We start from the raw sequence: 13785 nt of genomic DNA, 5'->3' as shown, positions 1-13785 counted from the left end.
CCGCGGCGGGTGTTCGCCGGGTTTTGGGTCCGCGCTCGCCGGCGCGAAGCGCCCTTCGGCGAGCTGGCATTAGGACCCAAAACAGTCACTCGGCACGGCGAGGCCCGGTGTGGGCGTGGGTGGACCGGTCGGGGTCCCCACCCGCTTACCATGAGCGCCCCGCTGACGGCTTAAAAGGGTGAGGGGCTACGGATTTGGTGGCCACCGGCAGGTGGCCAGTCCGGTCGCGCGGGGCGCGCCGGCACCTCAGCGGACCGGAAGAAAAGGGGGGCCCGGCCACCCCCTCGTGGTGGGAGAGGCGGCCGGGCCCGGAGAGGTCCTTGGGTTAGGTCAGGCCTGCCGCGCGGATGCGGTCGCGGATCAGCGCCAGGTCGACGCTCCGTTTTATTGGACTCACATAGTGACTGGCCCAATTTTCAAATCCGTTTATCGCGGCTTCCACTTCGCTTATTTGGACCTCAGGGCGGGTGATCGCGATTTCGTCCCCGTTCTCGCGGTCGTAGGCCTTGGCCACGACGGCGACAAGTTGTCCGATTCCGTCGACAGTTTGTCGGAACCGCATCTTGCGGCGCTTGCCGTCGGCGGGGTCAATGAAGTACCAGCCTTGGCAGTAGTCGATGTCGGTCATGTCGATCAGTCCTTTCTGGTCGGGATGGTACGCGGCCGGGCCGACGTTCACGTGTGACGCTGGCCCGGCCGCGAAAGTGGGGTTAGGCCGCCAGCAGGGCGGCGGCGGCAATGTGGTCGAGGGCGGTGTCGAGGTCCTCGTGGACGACGGAGGGTTGGTTGTCGACGGTGACGGTCCACATCGGCTGGTCGCCGATTCCGGCGGTCAGAGTGCAGGTGTGGCCGGCGTGGGCGGCGCGGTAGGACCAGTCGTGGCCGGGGACGGCGTGAAAGGTGAGTTCACTGGCGCGGACCTTGAGGATTCGGGTGTGCGGCTCGGTGTTGAGGTCAGGTGCGGTCGCCTCGACGGCGGCCATCTGACCGTGGGCATCGGTGGCGAACAGGACCAGGCGGTGCCCACTTTCGCGGGTGTAGTCATGCACGGTGGTGAGCCCGATGTCGCCGTGGTTGTGAAAGAGAATTCGGGTGATGCCGTACTGCTGGTCCTGGATGCGTCCTGCGGCCTCGTCGACGAGGTTGAAGGCGAGCTCGAATTCGTGATCCATGATGTTTGTCCGTTCTGTGCGGTGAGTGGTGCGCCGGTCAGCGCTGGGGGAGTGGGCTAATCGGGTGAGGGTGGGCGGTCAACCCCGAAGAGTCCCGCGCCGAACGCAGCAGGGTTTTCGGCCCGCGCTCGCCTGGCGCGAAGCGCCATGGGGCGAGCTGGCATAGGGCCGAAAAGGTCACTCGGCCTGCGTAGTTCGGTGTGGGCGTGGGTTGACCGGTCGGGGCCCCCGGCCGATTAGACTGCGACCCCAGCTGACGGCAAACAAGGTGAGGGGCTACGGATTTGGTGGCCACCGCCAGGTGGCCAGTCCGGTCGCGCGGGGCGCGCCGGCACCTCAGCGGACCGGAAGAAAAAGGGGGGCCCGGCCAACCCCTCACGATGGGAGAAGTGGCCGGGCCCCGGGAATGATCTGAATGCCGTTATCCGTCAGTCATGGTGGTATCGCCGGCGGGGCGATGGCCGGAGATCTCGTGGTAGCCGATCCTGTCGGTCCACGAGGCCAGCTCGTGCCGGCGGACCGACACGGTTTTGGAGTTGACCCGAACCACGGGGTACCAGTGGCCGCGATACTTGATGAGGTCACCTTTGGTGATGCTGTCGCGGCTGTGCGGGTTGGCGGCGCCGGATGCTTGCAGATCCGCGTAAACCGCTTTCCAGTAGGCGATTTGATCGCCACGTTGGGCCATGCGCGCGATCACCTGTTCACGGTAGGACCCGGAGGCGGGGGCGAACTCGTCGACGTATTCGTAGGTGGCCGTGCGCGCGACGACGCGACGGTAACCATCGAGAATGCGTTGATCGCCACGTTGCTCGGCTTCCAACTTCTCGATGCGGTTCTTCACCGTCACCGGGTTGTAGCGGTGAGCGGTGGTGGTCGCGGCGGCCTGTGCGCGGCCCTGTGCCTGGTGGGCGAGATCGGTCGCGTCAATCGCGCGGCGGGTTGCGTCGTGGGCGCGGGTGATCGCGTTACGGTGGCGGCTCTCGCTGTGATGGCCGATCTTGATCGGCTCTCCACCGGGAGGCAGGGCCTCTACGGCGCGCTGCTCGGATTCCCAGGCGGCCGAGGCGGCGGCGGCTTTGCGGTCGGCTTTGGCGGCCAGGGCGTCGGCGCGCTGCGCCTGGCGGTGAGCGCGGTCGGCTTCGGCCTCGGCTGTGGGGCGATGAGTGTCGTCGACGTCGACAGTTACCGTGTGGCCGGCGGCGCGCAGCGATTCGGCGGCACGCTCGATTTTGTATCGGTTGGGTTGACGATCGCGGCTGCCGGCGATACCCCATACACCGAGTGTGCGAAACCAACGGAATCCGGCGGCTTTGAGGATGGTGTTGGTGCCGTCTCCGCGGGCGGTGCCGTGTACGAGGGTTCCTTCAGCGGCGGTGTGGGTGATTTCGATAGTCATTGGTGTTGTGCTCCTGGTCTTTTCGGGTTGAGGGGTGGGGTTGTTGGGATGAAAAGAGCCCGGCCGGCTTCTGAGTGATGCGGAAACAGGCCGGGCCCCGAGTTCGTGGTGAGGGCGTTGTCACGCTGTGACGAGTTGTCGGTGCACGTTTCGGCTGGCGTTGCCTTGGGTCAACCCGAGTCGCGAGGCGACGCGTGCCACGGTCCGCGAGGTTGTGTGAAGGCGCCAGGCGATGAGCTCTGGGTCGATTCGGCCATACATGCGTCGCACGGCTTCGTCACGGTCTTTGCCGCGCAGCGGCAGGCGTAACCCGTCGTTGGCGACTTGCAGGACAGCAAGCTCGTCGACGTCGGCCATTCGGTCGTCTTCACGGTGCCGCTCGTGCCTGTGTGGGTCGTGTGCTGACGTCTCGGGGGAGGACAGTGCTTGGGCTTCGTCTGGGCCGGTGATGGCCCATGGGTCTGGGGTGCTGATAGTGGTCATTGGTGTGTTCTCCGTTTCGGATGGTGATGTGGTGCGCTGGTCAGCGCTGGGGTGCGGGTAAGCGGGTGAGGGTGGGCGGTCCACCCCGACGAGTCCCGCGGCGGGTGTTCGCCGGGTTTTGGGTCCGCGCTCGCCGGCGCGAAGCGCCCTTCGGCGAGCTGGCATTAGGACCCAAAACAGTCACTCGGCACGGCGAGGCCCGGTGTGGGCGTGGGTGGACCGGTCGGGGTCCCCACCCGCTTACCATGAGCGCCCCGCTGACGGCTTAAAAAGGGTGAGGGGCTACGGATTTGGTGGCCACCGGCAGGTGGCCAGTCCGGTCGCGCGGGGCGCGCCGGCACCGTGTGAGCTGGAAGAAAAAGGGGGGGCCCGGCCAACCCCTCGTGGTGGGAGAGGCGGCCGGGCCCGGAGAGGTCCTTGGGTTAGTACGGGTGCAGCTCGGCGTTGACTTCAGCGGCGGCCTCGGCGACGTCGTTGAGCAGGTCGACTTCCGCTTCGTCGAGTCGAGCGACGTCGCAGGTGCTGTAGTTAGCGTGATCGAGGACCGCGCTGCGTTCTTCTCGCAGCGTGTGCAGTCGTTTGAGGGCCTGGTCGAGCTCAAGGCGGGGATGGGTTTCGCGGCGCACGTGCGCGATGACGTGGCCGAGGTAGTCGAGGATTTCGCGGCGACTTCCTTGCAGGGCGAGACCGTCGCCGTTTCCGTTCCACAGTCCCAGGACGAAGGGCCCGCTGACTGCATCTTCGTCCTCGGGGTGGAATTTCTCGATTGCCCGCTCGCGCGGGTGCAGGGTGTAGAGGCTGTCCGCGGCGTGGCCCCATTCGATGTGATTACTCATGGTGGATGCCTTGTGTGAGGTAGGTGGTTTCAGGCGACGACGTGGGTCAGGTGCGCTTGGATGCGGTGGTCGAGTTTGAGAATCTCGATCATTGCCGGCGTCTCGGTGTGCTCGCGGCGGACCGCGACGTCGACGCGGGTGATGATCGTGGCCGCGATGCCGGGATTGCCACCTTTGAGGGCGAACGCAGCGGCCAGGGTGAGGGCTTCGATTCGGGCCTGTCCGCTGAGGTGATCGCCGATACGGCCCCACAGCAGTGCGGCCCGTAGCGGCCGGCGCTCGGCGATCTTGTAGAGCAGGGTCTTATAGCTGTCGTCGACCAGGAGTGGGGCGGCGAGCTCGGCGAGGCCTCGGCTGGGGTTGCAGGTCCCGTTGACGAGTTGGTTACGCAGATCAGCCAGGATCGCGATGCGGTTGTAGCACATGATGTTTGTCCGTTCTGTGCGGTGATGTGGTGCGCTGGTCAGCGCTGGGGGAGTGGGCTAATCGGGTGAGGGTGGGCGGTCAACCCCGAAGAGTCCCGCGCCGAACGCAGCAGGGTTTTCGGCCCGCGCTCGCCTGGCGCGAAGCGCCATGGGGCGAGCTGGCATAGGGCCGAAAAGGTCACTGGGCCTGCGTAGTTCGGTGTGGGCGTGGGTTGACCGGTCGGGGCCCCCGGCCGATTAGACTGCGACCCCTGCTGACGGCAAATAAGGTGAGGGGCTACGGATTTGGTGGCCACCGGCAGGTGGCCAGTCCGGTCGCGCGGGGCGCGCCGGCACCTCAGCGGACCGGAAGAAAAGGGGGGCCCGGCCACCCCCCGATGGGAGAGGCGGCCGGGCCCGGAATGTGTTCAGGCCGCTCGATAGTCGGCGTCGGTGGGATCGGCTTTGTAGCGCTCACCGTCTGCGAAGACCGCGATCGCCACTCGGTGGACCTGTCGAAACGCGTCGATCATCGACAGGATCGCGGCGCGGTCACGCAATTGCCAGGTGATCGGGCCGGTGTAGAGCTCGACCCAGTGCAGTTTCGCGGTCTTGAGCTTGTTGAGCGCCGACTGTGCCACGACAGCGTAAGCCGGTGCCCTCGTCCACTCGACGCCGAGCACTGCGCGGCCGGCGGGCTCCTCGGCCACGGCTCCAGCGGTGGGGATTTCCGCGGGGACATGGATCATCTGAGTGCGCGCAGCGACGAAGGCCTCGAGCAGGCCCTGGGCTGTCTGGCAGTTCTGCAGGCTCATGTGCATGCCGCCGACCGTGATGCCGATACGGGCGGACGGGGTGCGGGCGTGGTGCACGGTGATGTCGGGTTCGAGCTGGCCTTTGATGGACACGATGCTGTGAGTAATGACGCCGGCCGGCGTGACGTAAATGGGTGTGGCGGATTTCGTCATTGGTGTGTTCTCCGTTTCGGATGGTGATGTGGTGCGCTGGTCAGCGCTGGGGTGCGGGTAAGCGGGTGAGGGTGGGCGGTCCACCCCGACGAGTCCCGCGGCGGGTGTTCGCCGGGTTTTGGGTCCGCGCTCGCCGGCGCGAAGCGCCCTTCGGCGAGCTGGCATTAGGACCCAAAACAGTCACTCGGCACGGCGAGGCCCGGTGTGGGCGTGGGTGGACCGGTCGGGGTCCCCACCCGCTTACCATGAGCGCCCCGCTGACGGCTTAAAAGGGTGAGGGGCTACGGATTTGGTGGCCACCGGCAGGTGGCCAGTCCCAGCGGCTGTACGCTGGTGTGATGTTTGAAGAGGCCTTCGCGCGTGACCTCATGAAGGGGCCGCAGGGTGTTGCGGTGCCGGCGATGACCTGGTTGGTGACCGGGCAGTGGCCGGTACCGGAGTTGAGCTTCGACGTGTCGTATCCGCGAGCTGATTACTCGGGATTGCTGGCGTTTTGACCGGGTCGTTCGGGCGCGCTAAGTGCGCGAAGGCCACTGGATAGTGAGGCGAAGCGGCCGTACTGTTGGCCGGCGGCGGTGGTTTTTTCACCTAGCCAAATCCCGATGATTTGCGCGTAACCCTGTGAGGTTGGCGTCCACACCGGGCCTCCGGAGTCACCGGGGATGCTGGGCGGCATCCCTGTGGTCAGGTATTGGTCTCGGCCTTGGGCGGCCGCGATTTGTCCGCAGTGCTGTCCGCTGGAAACTCCGATGCGGCAGACAGTTTCGCCGACTTGGGGTTCGGGATGGTCGTCGGTAAAGAGCGTGTGGTTGGCGTCGATGAAGGCCGATGCCATGGAGTTGGTGTTGAAGTCGATCAGCGCGTAGTCGGCGCCGCCGCTGCGCGGCGACTCGAAAATGGTGCGCACGAACTTGCCGGTGAGTCCGCTTCGCTTGTCGCGCGCATAGCCTGACGCGGGGTCAGAGCGGCAGTGGGCGGCGGTGATGGCGTAGGTGTGCAGGTCCGCGCCGGTGTAGACGTAGCCGATGGTGCAGAACTGGTTGCCTCCGGTGGGGTTGATGTAGTCGACCTCTTCGCCGGGGCTGACCACGGCTAGCGCGGCGTGTGCCGAGGGTGGACCGGCTAGAGCCAGAGTTGCTGCGGTGAGCACCCCTGCGGCGGCGGCGAATCGGCGGGTGATGGCGTGCATGAGTGGGGTCACCTTTCCGGGGGTTAGGCGGCGCGAGTGTGGCGCAGGCGACGCTCGGAGCGTAGTTGGGCGCGGGCGGTCATGCTGTCGATCCAGGCGCGGGCGGTGTTGGCGGCGGGCCCGGGCCGGCCCGGCGCTGCGGCGATGGCTGCGGCCGCGCGGTTGGTGATGGCGATCTCGAAACGCGTTGTCATGCAGACTCCTTCAACCGATCATGGCCAGCGTGTATCGCTGGCCTGCGTGTGTTGTTCCGGTAGTCAGTGGTGAGCTGCTCGAGGAGGGCATCAATGGCGGCCGCCTCGGCGCGCTGCCTGGGTGAGGGCTGCTCGCCGATGTCGTGGTGCAGGTCTTGGTGGGTGTGTTGCACTGTGCGCAGTTGTTCGGCGGCTTCGGCGAGCCATCGTGCGGCGTTGCGTGCGCTGCCGGGTACCAGGCCGCGACGGTCCTGGTGCGCGCGGGCTTCCTGCAGGGCGACGTCGAAACGCTCGGCGGCCACCCGGGCTTTGGCGGCCGCGGCCAAGGTGTGCAGTTCGGCGGGCGTGATGACGGAAAGGCCTCCGAAAAGCTCGGCGCGGTTCCACAGGCCGGCGTTGACGTGATCGGTGACGTCGGCTTTGTCGACGTCGAGGGCGGGTAAGAGCACCACGACTTGGGCAGTGATGCTGCGTAGGCGTGCATAGAGGTTGATCGCCCGCTGATAACCGGCGAGGTCTCGGTCGGCGACGATGGCGACCTTGAGTCCGGCGAAGTCGTCGACGAGTTCGGCGGGGAAGTTGGCGGCTCCTTGGGCGTTGGTGGTGGCCAGCCGGCCGAGTGCAGTCAGGGTGTCGGCGTCTTTTTCACCTTCGGTGACCCATATCCATGCGCCGCGTGTGGCTGCGGCCGCAATTGCGGCGGGCCGGTATAACACCGGGGTGAATCCGTACGGCTTGCGGTACACCCACTGGCCTCCGTCGCGGTAGCGCTGCCGGAACTGTTTGTGGGGTCGACCAGTGCATGCGCATTCTTCGCGGACGACCTGCTGCACCGGGGTTCCCGTGGGGGTCAGGTAGGTGTAGACCCGGGCCCGGCGCCAGTGGTGGTTGGTGTCTTCGCGCCCCGCGGTGATGCGTGCGGGTAACGGCCCTGGCCCAGGAGTTCGCCTGGCCCTGGGCTGCGTGACGCGAGGCCAGCGTTGCCCGGTTGCGGGGCTGGGGTTGTCGAACAGATCGGCCAGGCGCAGACCCAGTGCGGCCGCGATGGCGGCCGCGGGGGCTTGGCAGCTAAAGCAGTGCAGCAGGACCGCACCGCCAGTGCCGGCGCGGGTGTTTTCTCGCCACCCAACCGACAGCGAGGGGCAGTGGTCGGTGTGCAGGGGGCAGCTGGCCATGAAGGCCTCCGAACCACGCGGGCGGATGGCGTGCCCCGCTGCTTGCAGGGCGTCCCGCACGTGGTCCAAAGCGGCTCCGGGACTGTGGAGTTGGTGTGCGCTCGCCATCACGGTGTCTCCTGATCGATAACGGTGTGCACCACCGCGTAGGCCGCACGGGTGTGGCGAATGCTCTCGTCGAGGAAGGTGGCAACATCGCGGCCATCGCGACCCTCCACAAACTCGACGTCGTAGACGCTGTTGCTGCGCAGCTGCGCCAAGGCGCCACTCGCGTCTTGCAGGGCCTTGACTGCCGTAGAGATGTGGGAAAGCAGATGGCTTCGCGTTTCAGCGATTCGCTCGATGGCGTCGAGCTCGGTGAACTCGGCGACGGCTTGCTCAAGCGCGGTGTCGGTGTGCATGGGTGTGAGTCCTTTCGGTCAGGGGTGCAGCTGTTAGGCGGCGGCCAGGCCGGCCAAGCGATCCGGGCGGAACCCCGACCAATGCACCGTGGGCGAGACATAGACGACGGGTGCGCCCAGATAGCCCAGACTCATGACGTATTCGCGGGCCTCTGGGTGCTCGGTCACGTCGACTTTCTGGTAACTGATTCCCTCTTTATTTATCTGATCCCTGACGGGCCATAGGGAGGCAAGAAACCCTGTGATCATTGTGTTTGTGTGGTGCGGCATGGATGAAGAAGTTGAGGCACCTATGGCATGTGGCCGTGAGTGGGCCGCTGCGCGGACGGACCGCGAGGACAGAAATTTGTGACAAAGCCCTCGCGCTGGATGGCTGATGTTCTTTACTGACTGGTAGGCCCCTCGTATCTGTTGCCGACGCGCCCGAAGGGGCAAGGGTGCTCGGGGTGCTCGTGGTCGGAGGGAATCGAATGGGTAGCGATGGTCGCTCATCGGCCGACCCCAGCAACGATGTGCGTGTGGAGCGAAGGCGTCCCAGGCAGGCTGACCAATCGCCTGCTGACACGCTCCGCGAGCTGCCCGCCCTGGTGGTACTTGAGCGGATACCGATCCCAGTGCTTGCCATCGGGCCGGACGGCATGATCGTGTTCGTCAACTCGGCGTTCGCGACCATGCTCGGTCACACGCAAGACGCGCTTGTGGGTCTGGAATTCCACAGCATTTTCTACAACCTGCCCAACATTCAGCCGGTAGTCACGGTGATGCGCGCGTATGCAAATGAACTTGTCGAGCTGGTTCATCGCGACGGGTTCATCGTGCAGGCGAGCATGAGCAAGTCCGCAATGGCGCGCCACGACGATGAAGTGGTCCTGGCGACCTTTCACGACCTCACCGACCAGTTGTGGGACGACGGACAGTAACGGGGCTGATCCGTCGTGGCCTTCGCCTGCCAGAGGACTCGTTTGCAGGCCTGGCCCGTGCGATTGCCGGGTTTGTGTCTGCGGGATGTTCATGTTGTTTCCATTTGGTCGGTGGTGTCGCGGATCATTTGTCGCAGGCTGGATCTGACGGCGATGAGGTCGTCTTGTGCCTCGGTGAGTTGGTCGCGCAGCTTGAAGTTGTTTTCGGCCAGTTCGGCGTTCGCGTTGTGAAGTTCCTGGTTGGCCTGTAGTAGTTCCTCGATTCGCAGGCGTAGGTGGGTGGTGTTTTGGTCGTCGAGTTGGTGGCCGAGTTGTTCGCGTAGGGCTTGGGTGAGTCGGGTGATCTCGCCGCGTAGGGCACGGTTGTCTTGGCGGATGAGTTCGAGGTCGGTTCGCAGGCTGGCCTCGCTGGCGCGGGTGCCGGCCAGTTGTTGCCTGTGCGGTTGTGCGGCTTGGTAGTCGCGGCCGGCTTGGATGTATTCGCGGACGCCGTCGGCGTAGACCAGCCAGGTTGATACTTTTGCTGCTCGTGCGATTAGGGCGAACGTGATGGGCGTTTCGGTTTGTTTGATTTCGTCGACGGCGGCGAAGACGCGGGCTCGTTTTTGGTGAGAGTCCCGTTGGCGGGCTTCTTTGAGGACGCCGGCGGGTGTGCGGGGTGCGGTCATCGGGTGCTCCTGTCGACGACGGTTAGGGGGATGGATGGGCTGGTTCGTGCTGCCCGGGCTTTGCGCAGGGTCGCTGAAGCGTCATCGACCCGTTGACGCTGTTCGGGGTCAAGGGAATCCAGCTGGGCGCGCATGGCGGTGATCACGGTCTCGAATTGGTCGATTTCGGCGGTGAGGTTGTCGACGACGAAGTCAGCGGCTTCGATGGCTCGTGCGGTTTCCCGATTGGCCTTCAGTGCTCGGGTGTGGTCCTCGATCGCTGGGATGTAGGACGGGTCGGGCCGGTAGAAGCCGCAACCGGAGCATTGGAATCGGATCGGGCAAGCCTGGCCTCCAGCTTTGACGTTGGACGGCTCGATGCAATTGCCGTAGGGCACTGCCACTGACCGCAGTTCGTAGCCTCGTCGTGAGGATGGCTTGTTGCCGCCGAGTCGATCAACGGTCAGGGACGCGATGGTGGCGACCGCTTCGCGTTTGCGGCGCAGGGAGATGTCGTAGTAGCCCATCGTGGTCGCAATGTGTTTGTGGTCCATCAGATCCCGTAGAACGTCAACGGGGACGCCGGCGTCGGCGTGACGTTGGGCGTAGCTGTGCCGAAACAGGTACGGGTAAACCGATATGCCTTCGAGTGGACGTGTCTGACCGGTGGGGTCGGCGATGTTGTCGTTGATCCAGCTGACCCAGCTGCGCAGCGCGTCACCGACGGTTTGGGTGCGTAAGTGTGGAATCGGCGCGTGGGATGTGCGTGCGGGAAACAGGTAGTCGGCGCTTGGTAGGGCGATATAGGCGCCGGAACGGATCTGTTGCCAGGCGCGGATTTCCGCGGCGGTCTGTTGGGTGATCGGCAGCCGGCGGCCCATCCTCTTGCCTTTGGTGTTGTCCCAGAGCAGTTCGGGCTCGGATCCCTCGACGAGGCAATCGGCACGCAGTTGGCAGACTTCTCCGGGCCGGCGGCCGGTGTCTCGCAGCAGGACGTAGACGCAGCGGAACATCCGGCTGACCTGCTCGTCGGTCAGGCTGCTGTGGAGTCTGCCGCGGGCCAGCGCATCGAGGTTGTCGTCGAGCAGCCTGATGACGTGCTCGGGTAATCCCTGTCGCGCGCGCTCTTCGTTCGGTGATTCGGTATCGGTGATGGAGTGGTGGCGTTGGCGGATGAACCCGCTGGGCAGATCGCGCAGCGGGCCGATGGCGCGGCCGTAGTCGAGTAGGTCGCTGAATCGGCTGAACAGGATCCGTCGGGTCTGGACGGTCAGTGGTGCGCCGTCGAGGCGTCGTAAGGTGCGAAATGATTCGACGACGGCGTCCATGTCTGTCACCTGCAGCGCGGTCAGGTCCTCGCCCCCACCGGGTCGCGTGGCCAGGCCGGCGGAGGCGGCCGCGGCGGCTCGAATGGTTTCGACGATGACGTAGGTGGGGATGCGGCCGATCTCGGCTTGGGCCCATCGACGGGTCACGTCGTTGAGCCAGCTCACGGTGATTGGGGTGAAGTCCAGTGCGCCCTTGCGTCGGCGGCTGCCGCCATGCCTGGCGGGATCGTAGGTCAGGCCGAGGGTGACCAGATCCCAAACCTGCCGATCGGTGTGAGCTCGTCCGCTCACTTGCTCGTAGGCATCGTGCAAGGTGCGGCCGAACTCGAACAGGTGAGCACCGGCGTTGGCGTTTCGGACCTGCCGGGTCTGCAGCCGTTCAAACTTCGTGGTTCCGAATATCGTTGCCAGGCTTGGTGTCTGACCCAGCGTGACAACCACAGTGCGCATCGCGTTCGGGTCGATTCGTCCATTGCGAGCGTCGCGCTGCTGCAGGGCGTAGAGAAGTTCCCACCGCATCTGATCAGCAAGGGGGACGAGGGAGAACATGTTGGCGGCAAGATGTGGCGTTTGGGTGCTGGCCCACTGCTTGATGGAGGACCGGCTGCCGCTGCTTCGATACCGGTTACGGTGCAAGGTGCAAATCCCTGTAGTGCAGGACGATTCCAGCTCGCAGCCCACGACCAGACACTCCGGCAGCGCATCGTGGGGCATGGCGACCGTGGTGGCCCAGTGCCTGAGGCTGGGCGAGCGCCTGCTGCGTTTGTAGACGTGCCAGCGAACCTGGTGGTCTTCACAGAGCCCCTTGGCAAGCGGCATCCGTGCGCAGCGGACACCGTCGCGGCATACCAGGCACGTGCCGGGCCGGCGCTCACCGGGCCGGTGCTTGCGCGCCGGGGGCACGTAGGTGGCCGAAAAGGCTTCCAGCGGCAACCCTGACGCCATATGCGCCAGCCGGCACTGCCGGCACATACCCGAACTGCGAAGGGCGATCCCGCAAGCACTGCACGGCCTGGTAACGGTCTGCGGATGGCTCAGATCGCCGATGAACAACCACATCGAGTGATCCCACTCCCGGGGGCGCCACCTGACGTCAGTGTTACGGCGTAACCAGGTCATCCAGTCAACCGCGGGCGACGGCTGGTCAGGAGATTCGACGGAAACCTGCTGTGCTGTCGATGCGATCATCGGATCGCCCACTTCGCTGCAACCAGCTCGACCGCCCGCCGTTTGGTGGCGTCGGTTGGGTGCAGGTAGCGCTCCATCGACATCGCCGAGACGTGCCCCAGCAGGCGCTGCACGGTGTCTCGCGCTGCACCGTTTTGCATCCACTCCGTGGCGGCGGTGTGGCGCAGCATGTGCGGGTGCGCGGTGAATCCCACACGGCTTGAGAGCCGCCCGAACAGGGCGTAGGCGTTGCCGTAGCGCATCCCGGCACCTAGCGGCGGCCGGTAGATGTTGACAAACACCATGTCGGAATCCGCTGCAGCCGCGACGTCGTCGCGCTCATGCTGGTAGTCGGCATACAACCCGACCAGCTCGGCCGGTATCGGAATTGAGCGCGGACAACGCGCTTTGGCGATCGCACCGTTCTCATTCATCCGTCGCCGAACATGAACGTGCGGCCCGCCGATCGAACAGCCCAGACCCGTCGAGGACGTCAACAAGTGCAAGTCCTCGCGGCGCAGTCCCAACGCCTCACCGATGCGCATACCGCTCACCGCTAATAGCGCCACCAGCAATCGGTCACGTGCATTGGTCGTGGCCTCGATCAGCTGCTCGACCTGCTCGAGCATCAGGCTGCGGGTCTCTGGAAGCGTGGCCGGCAACCGCAATGTCTTGACCTGCACTACGGAAAACTGCGCGTTTTCGCCCTGGTCGTAGCCAGGCAAGTACCGGATATGCCGCGGCGTGGCCAGTCGTTCGACGAGTTCGACCGACACCCATCCCTGGGCTGCCCCGAACCGCAGGAACTCACACACCGTGGTCATGATGTGGTTGGCCGTATGCGCCGAGCGCAACCGTGCACTACCCCGAGGCGGTGTCGCGGCCAACCAATGCAGGAACTGCCCGAGTTCGATGAATTCGATTGCTCGCCAATCAATTCCGGTCGACGAGCAGTAGGAGAGAAACAACGCTACCCGGCCGGCATAGGTTCGCTCAGTGTTAGCGGAACGGCCCTGAGCTCGCAGCGATGCAAGATACGCCGACCCCTCACGGTGCAGCAAGTACGAATCTGAGGCAATCACATAGCGAGCCGCACCGCCGGCATCGGACACAGCCCGTTCAGCGATAAATGAAGTAGTCATGTGCCGAACGTAAATGCCGTCACCTACGACATAGCGGATAACACTGAGGCGTGTCATACCAGACTGCCAAGACCGAATGTGCCTCGATGAGCGCCTGGCAGGCAGATAATTTTATCCAGCGCCCGGAAAGTCGCGTTGCACTGCACGCAGGCAGGTTTTGTATAAACAGTGATCGGGGACATTACGAGCCTCCTTCGCAAATGGTTGGTGCTGCGATTGATAATTCAATATTACTGCCGTGATTGTCCTTATGCCATAGCCGGGAGAAAGAAATTCGACCACTTATCGACATTCTTTGGAGCTGCTTCCCGACACGTATGCGCCATTCTCTTGGGCGGTGAGCTCTGCTCAACATCGGTG

Annotated in this window: 17 protein-coding genes and 1 pseudogene; 2 read left to right on the top strand and 16 right to left on the bottom strand. The window is 64.9% G+C overall.

Going from position 1 to position 13785, the window contains the following annotated elements; translation table 11 throughout:
* Positions 1 to 325: 325 nt before the first annotated feature.
* The 7 genes from MKAN_RS28445 to MKAN_RS28415 form a co-directional block, all read right to left on the bottom strand.
* Positions 326 to 628 carry a hypothetical protein gene (locus MKAN_RS28445; RefSeq protein WP_040624393.1) on the bottom strand — a complete coding sequence of 101 codons (303 nt, stop codon included), beginning with the start codon at positions 626 to 628 and terminating at the stop codon, positions 326 to 328.
* An 82-nt stretch (positions 629 to 710) separates the two neighbouring features.
* On the bottom strand, positions 711 to 1172 hold the full coding sequence (locus tag MKAN_RS28440; protein WP_023363541.1) for a hypothetical protein: 462 nt from the start codon (positions 1170 to 1172) through the stop codon (positions 711 to 713).
* A 421-nt stretch (positions 1173 to 1593) separates the two neighbouring features.
* Entirely contained in the window at positions 1594 to 2571 is a 978-nt protein-coding gene (locus MKAN_RS28435; protein WP_007172422.1) for a DUF3560 domain-containing protein, read from the bottom strand.
* A gap of 120 nt (positions 2572 to 2691) precedes the next feature.
* Positions 2692 to 3054, bottom strand: a complete 363-nt coding sequence (locus tag MKAN_RS28430; protein WP_023363538.1) for a hypothetical protein — start codon at positions 3052 to 3054, stop codon at positions 2692 to 2694.
* Positions 3055 to 3476: 422 nt separating this feature from the next.
* Positions 3477 to 3890 carry a hypothetical protein gene (locus MKAN_RS28425; RefSeq protein WP_023363536.1) on the bottom strand — a complete coding sequence of 138 codons (414 nt, stop codon included), beginning with the start codon at positions 3888 to 3890 and terminating at the stop codon, positions 3477 to 3479.
* A 29-nt stretch (positions 3891 to 3919) separates the two neighbouring features.
* Positions 3920 to 4315 carry a hypothetical protein gene (locus MKAN_RS28420; RefSeq protein WP_007172420.1) on the bottom strand — a complete coding sequence of 132 codons (396 nt, stop codon included), beginning with the start codon at positions 4313 to 4315 and terminating at the stop codon, positions 3920 to 3922.
* A 407-nt stretch (positions 4316 to 4722) separates the two neighbouring features.
* Positions 4723 to 5262: a hypothetical protein gene (locus MKAN_RS28415; protein WP_007172419.1), complete on the bottom strand. Its 540-nt coding sequence runs from the start codon at positions 5260 to 5262 to the stop codon at positions 4723 to 4725.
* A 338-nt stretch (positions 5263 to 5600) separates the two neighbouring features.
* Here MKAN_RS28415 and MKAN_RS30925 point away from each other — a divergent pair, with 338 nt between their 5' ends.
* Positions 5601 to 5759 carry a hypothetical protein gene (locus MKAN_RS30925; RefSeq protein ID WP_023363534.1) on the top strand — a complete coding sequence of 53 codons (159 nt, stop codon included), beginning with the start codon at positions 5601 to 5603 and terminating at the stop codon, positions 5757 to 5759.
* Here the strand turns inward: MKAN_RS30925 and MKAN_RS28410 are convergent.
* The 5 genes from MKAN_RS28410 to MKAN_RS28395 are packed head-to-tail and all read right to left on the bottom strand — an operon-like array spanning position 5735 to position 8470.
* Positions 5735 to 6451 carry a chymotrypsin family serine protease gene (locus MKAN_RS28410; RefSeq protein ID WP_007172417.1) on the bottom strand — a complete coding sequence of 239 codons (717 nt, stop codon included), beginning with the start codon at positions 6449 to 6451 and terminating at the stop codon, positions 5735 to 5737. The genes MKAN_RS30925 and MKAN_RS28410 overlap by 25 nt on opposite strands.
* A 23-nt stretch (positions 6452 to 6474) precedes the next feature.
* The gene (locus MKAN_RS30920; RefSeq protein ID WP_007172416.1) at positions 6475 to 6645 is read right to left on the bottom strand and encodes a hypothetical protein; all 171 of its coding nucleotides are present in this window, start codon (positions 6643 to 6645) and stop codon (positions 6475 to 6477) included.
* Positions 6642 to 7928, bottom strand: coding sequence for a toprim domain-containing protein (locus tag MKAN_RS28405; RefSeq protein WP_007172415.1), 1287 nt, complete (start codon positions 7926 to 7928; stop codon positions 6642 to 6644). Before MKAN_RS28405 ends, MKAN_RS30920 begins: the two co-directional genes overlap by 4 nt.
* Positions 7928 to 8221: a hypothetical protein gene (locus tag MKAN_RS29050; protein WP_007172414.1), complete on the bottom strand. Its 294-nt coding sequence runs from the start codon at positions 8219 to 8221 to the stop codon at positions 7928 to 7930. The genes MKAN_RS28405 and MKAN_RS29050 overlap by 1 nt, the downstream gene beginning before the upstream one ends.
* A 33-nt stretch (positions 8222 to 8254) precedes the next feature.
* Positions 8255 to 8470 carry a glutaredoxin domain-containing protein gene (locus MKAN_RS28395; protein ID WP_051404596.1) on the bottom strand — a complete coding sequence of 72 codons (216 nt, stop codon included), beginning with the start codon at positions 8468 to 8470 and terminating at the stop codon, positions 8255 to 8257.
* A gap of 269 nt (positions 8471 to 8739) precedes the next feature.
* Here MKAN_RS28395 and MKAN_RS28390 point away from each other — a divergent pair, with 269 nt between their 5' ends.
* Positions 8740 to 9141 (top strand): PAS domain S-box protein, encoded by a 402-nt coding sequence (locus MKAN_RS28390; RefSeq protein WP_041803533.1) that lies wholly within the window; start codon positions 8740 to 8742, stop codon positions 9139 to 9141.
* 89 nt (positions 9142 to 9230) lie between these two features.
* On the opposite strand, the gene MKAN_RS28385 is transcribed toward MKAN_RS28390, so the two are convergent.
* The 4 genes and pseudogenes from MKAN_RS28385 to MKAN_RS30915 form a co-directional block, all read right to left on the bottom strand.
* Positions 9231 to 9809 carry a hypothetical protein gene (locus MKAN_RS28385; protein ID WP_023363530.1) on the bottom strand — a complete coding sequence of 193 codons (579 nt, stop codon included), beginning with the start codon at positions 9807 to 9809 and terminating at the stop codon, positions 9231 to 9233.
* Positions 9806 to 12061, bottom strand: coding sequence for a tyrosine-type recombinase/integrase (locus MKAN_RS28380; RefSeq protein WP_162951659.1), 2256 nt, complete (start codon positions 12059 to 12061; stop codon positions 9806 to 9808). The genes MKAN_RS28385 and MKAN_RS28380 overlap by 4 nt, the downstream gene beginning before the upstream one ends.
* Before the next feature lie 239 nt (positions 12062 to 12300).
* The gene (locus MKAN_RS28375; RefSeq protein WP_051404594.1) at positions 12301 to 13425 is read right to left on the bottom strand and encodes a tyrosine-type recombinase/integrase; all 1125 of its coding nucleotides are present in this window, start codon (positions 13423 to 13425) and stop codon (positions 12301 to 12303) included.
* A 110-nt stretch (positions 13426 to 13535) separates the two neighbouring features.
* Positions 13536 to 13607 (bottom strand): annotated as a pseudogene (locus MKAN_RS30915) (NrdH-redoxin); the annotation flags it as partial.
* Positions 13608 to 13785 lie beyond the last annotated feature (178 nt).

This window comes from Mycobacterium kansasii ATCC 12478 (assembly GCF_000157895.3).
In the GTDB taxonomy this organism is placed as follows: domain Bacteria; phylum Actinomycetota; class Actinomycetes; order Mycobacteriales; family Mycobacteriaceae; genus Mycobacterium; species Mycobacterium kansasii.
Note: the sequence above shows the minus strand (reverse complement) of the source record. Positions and strands in the feature narration are given on the sequence as shown.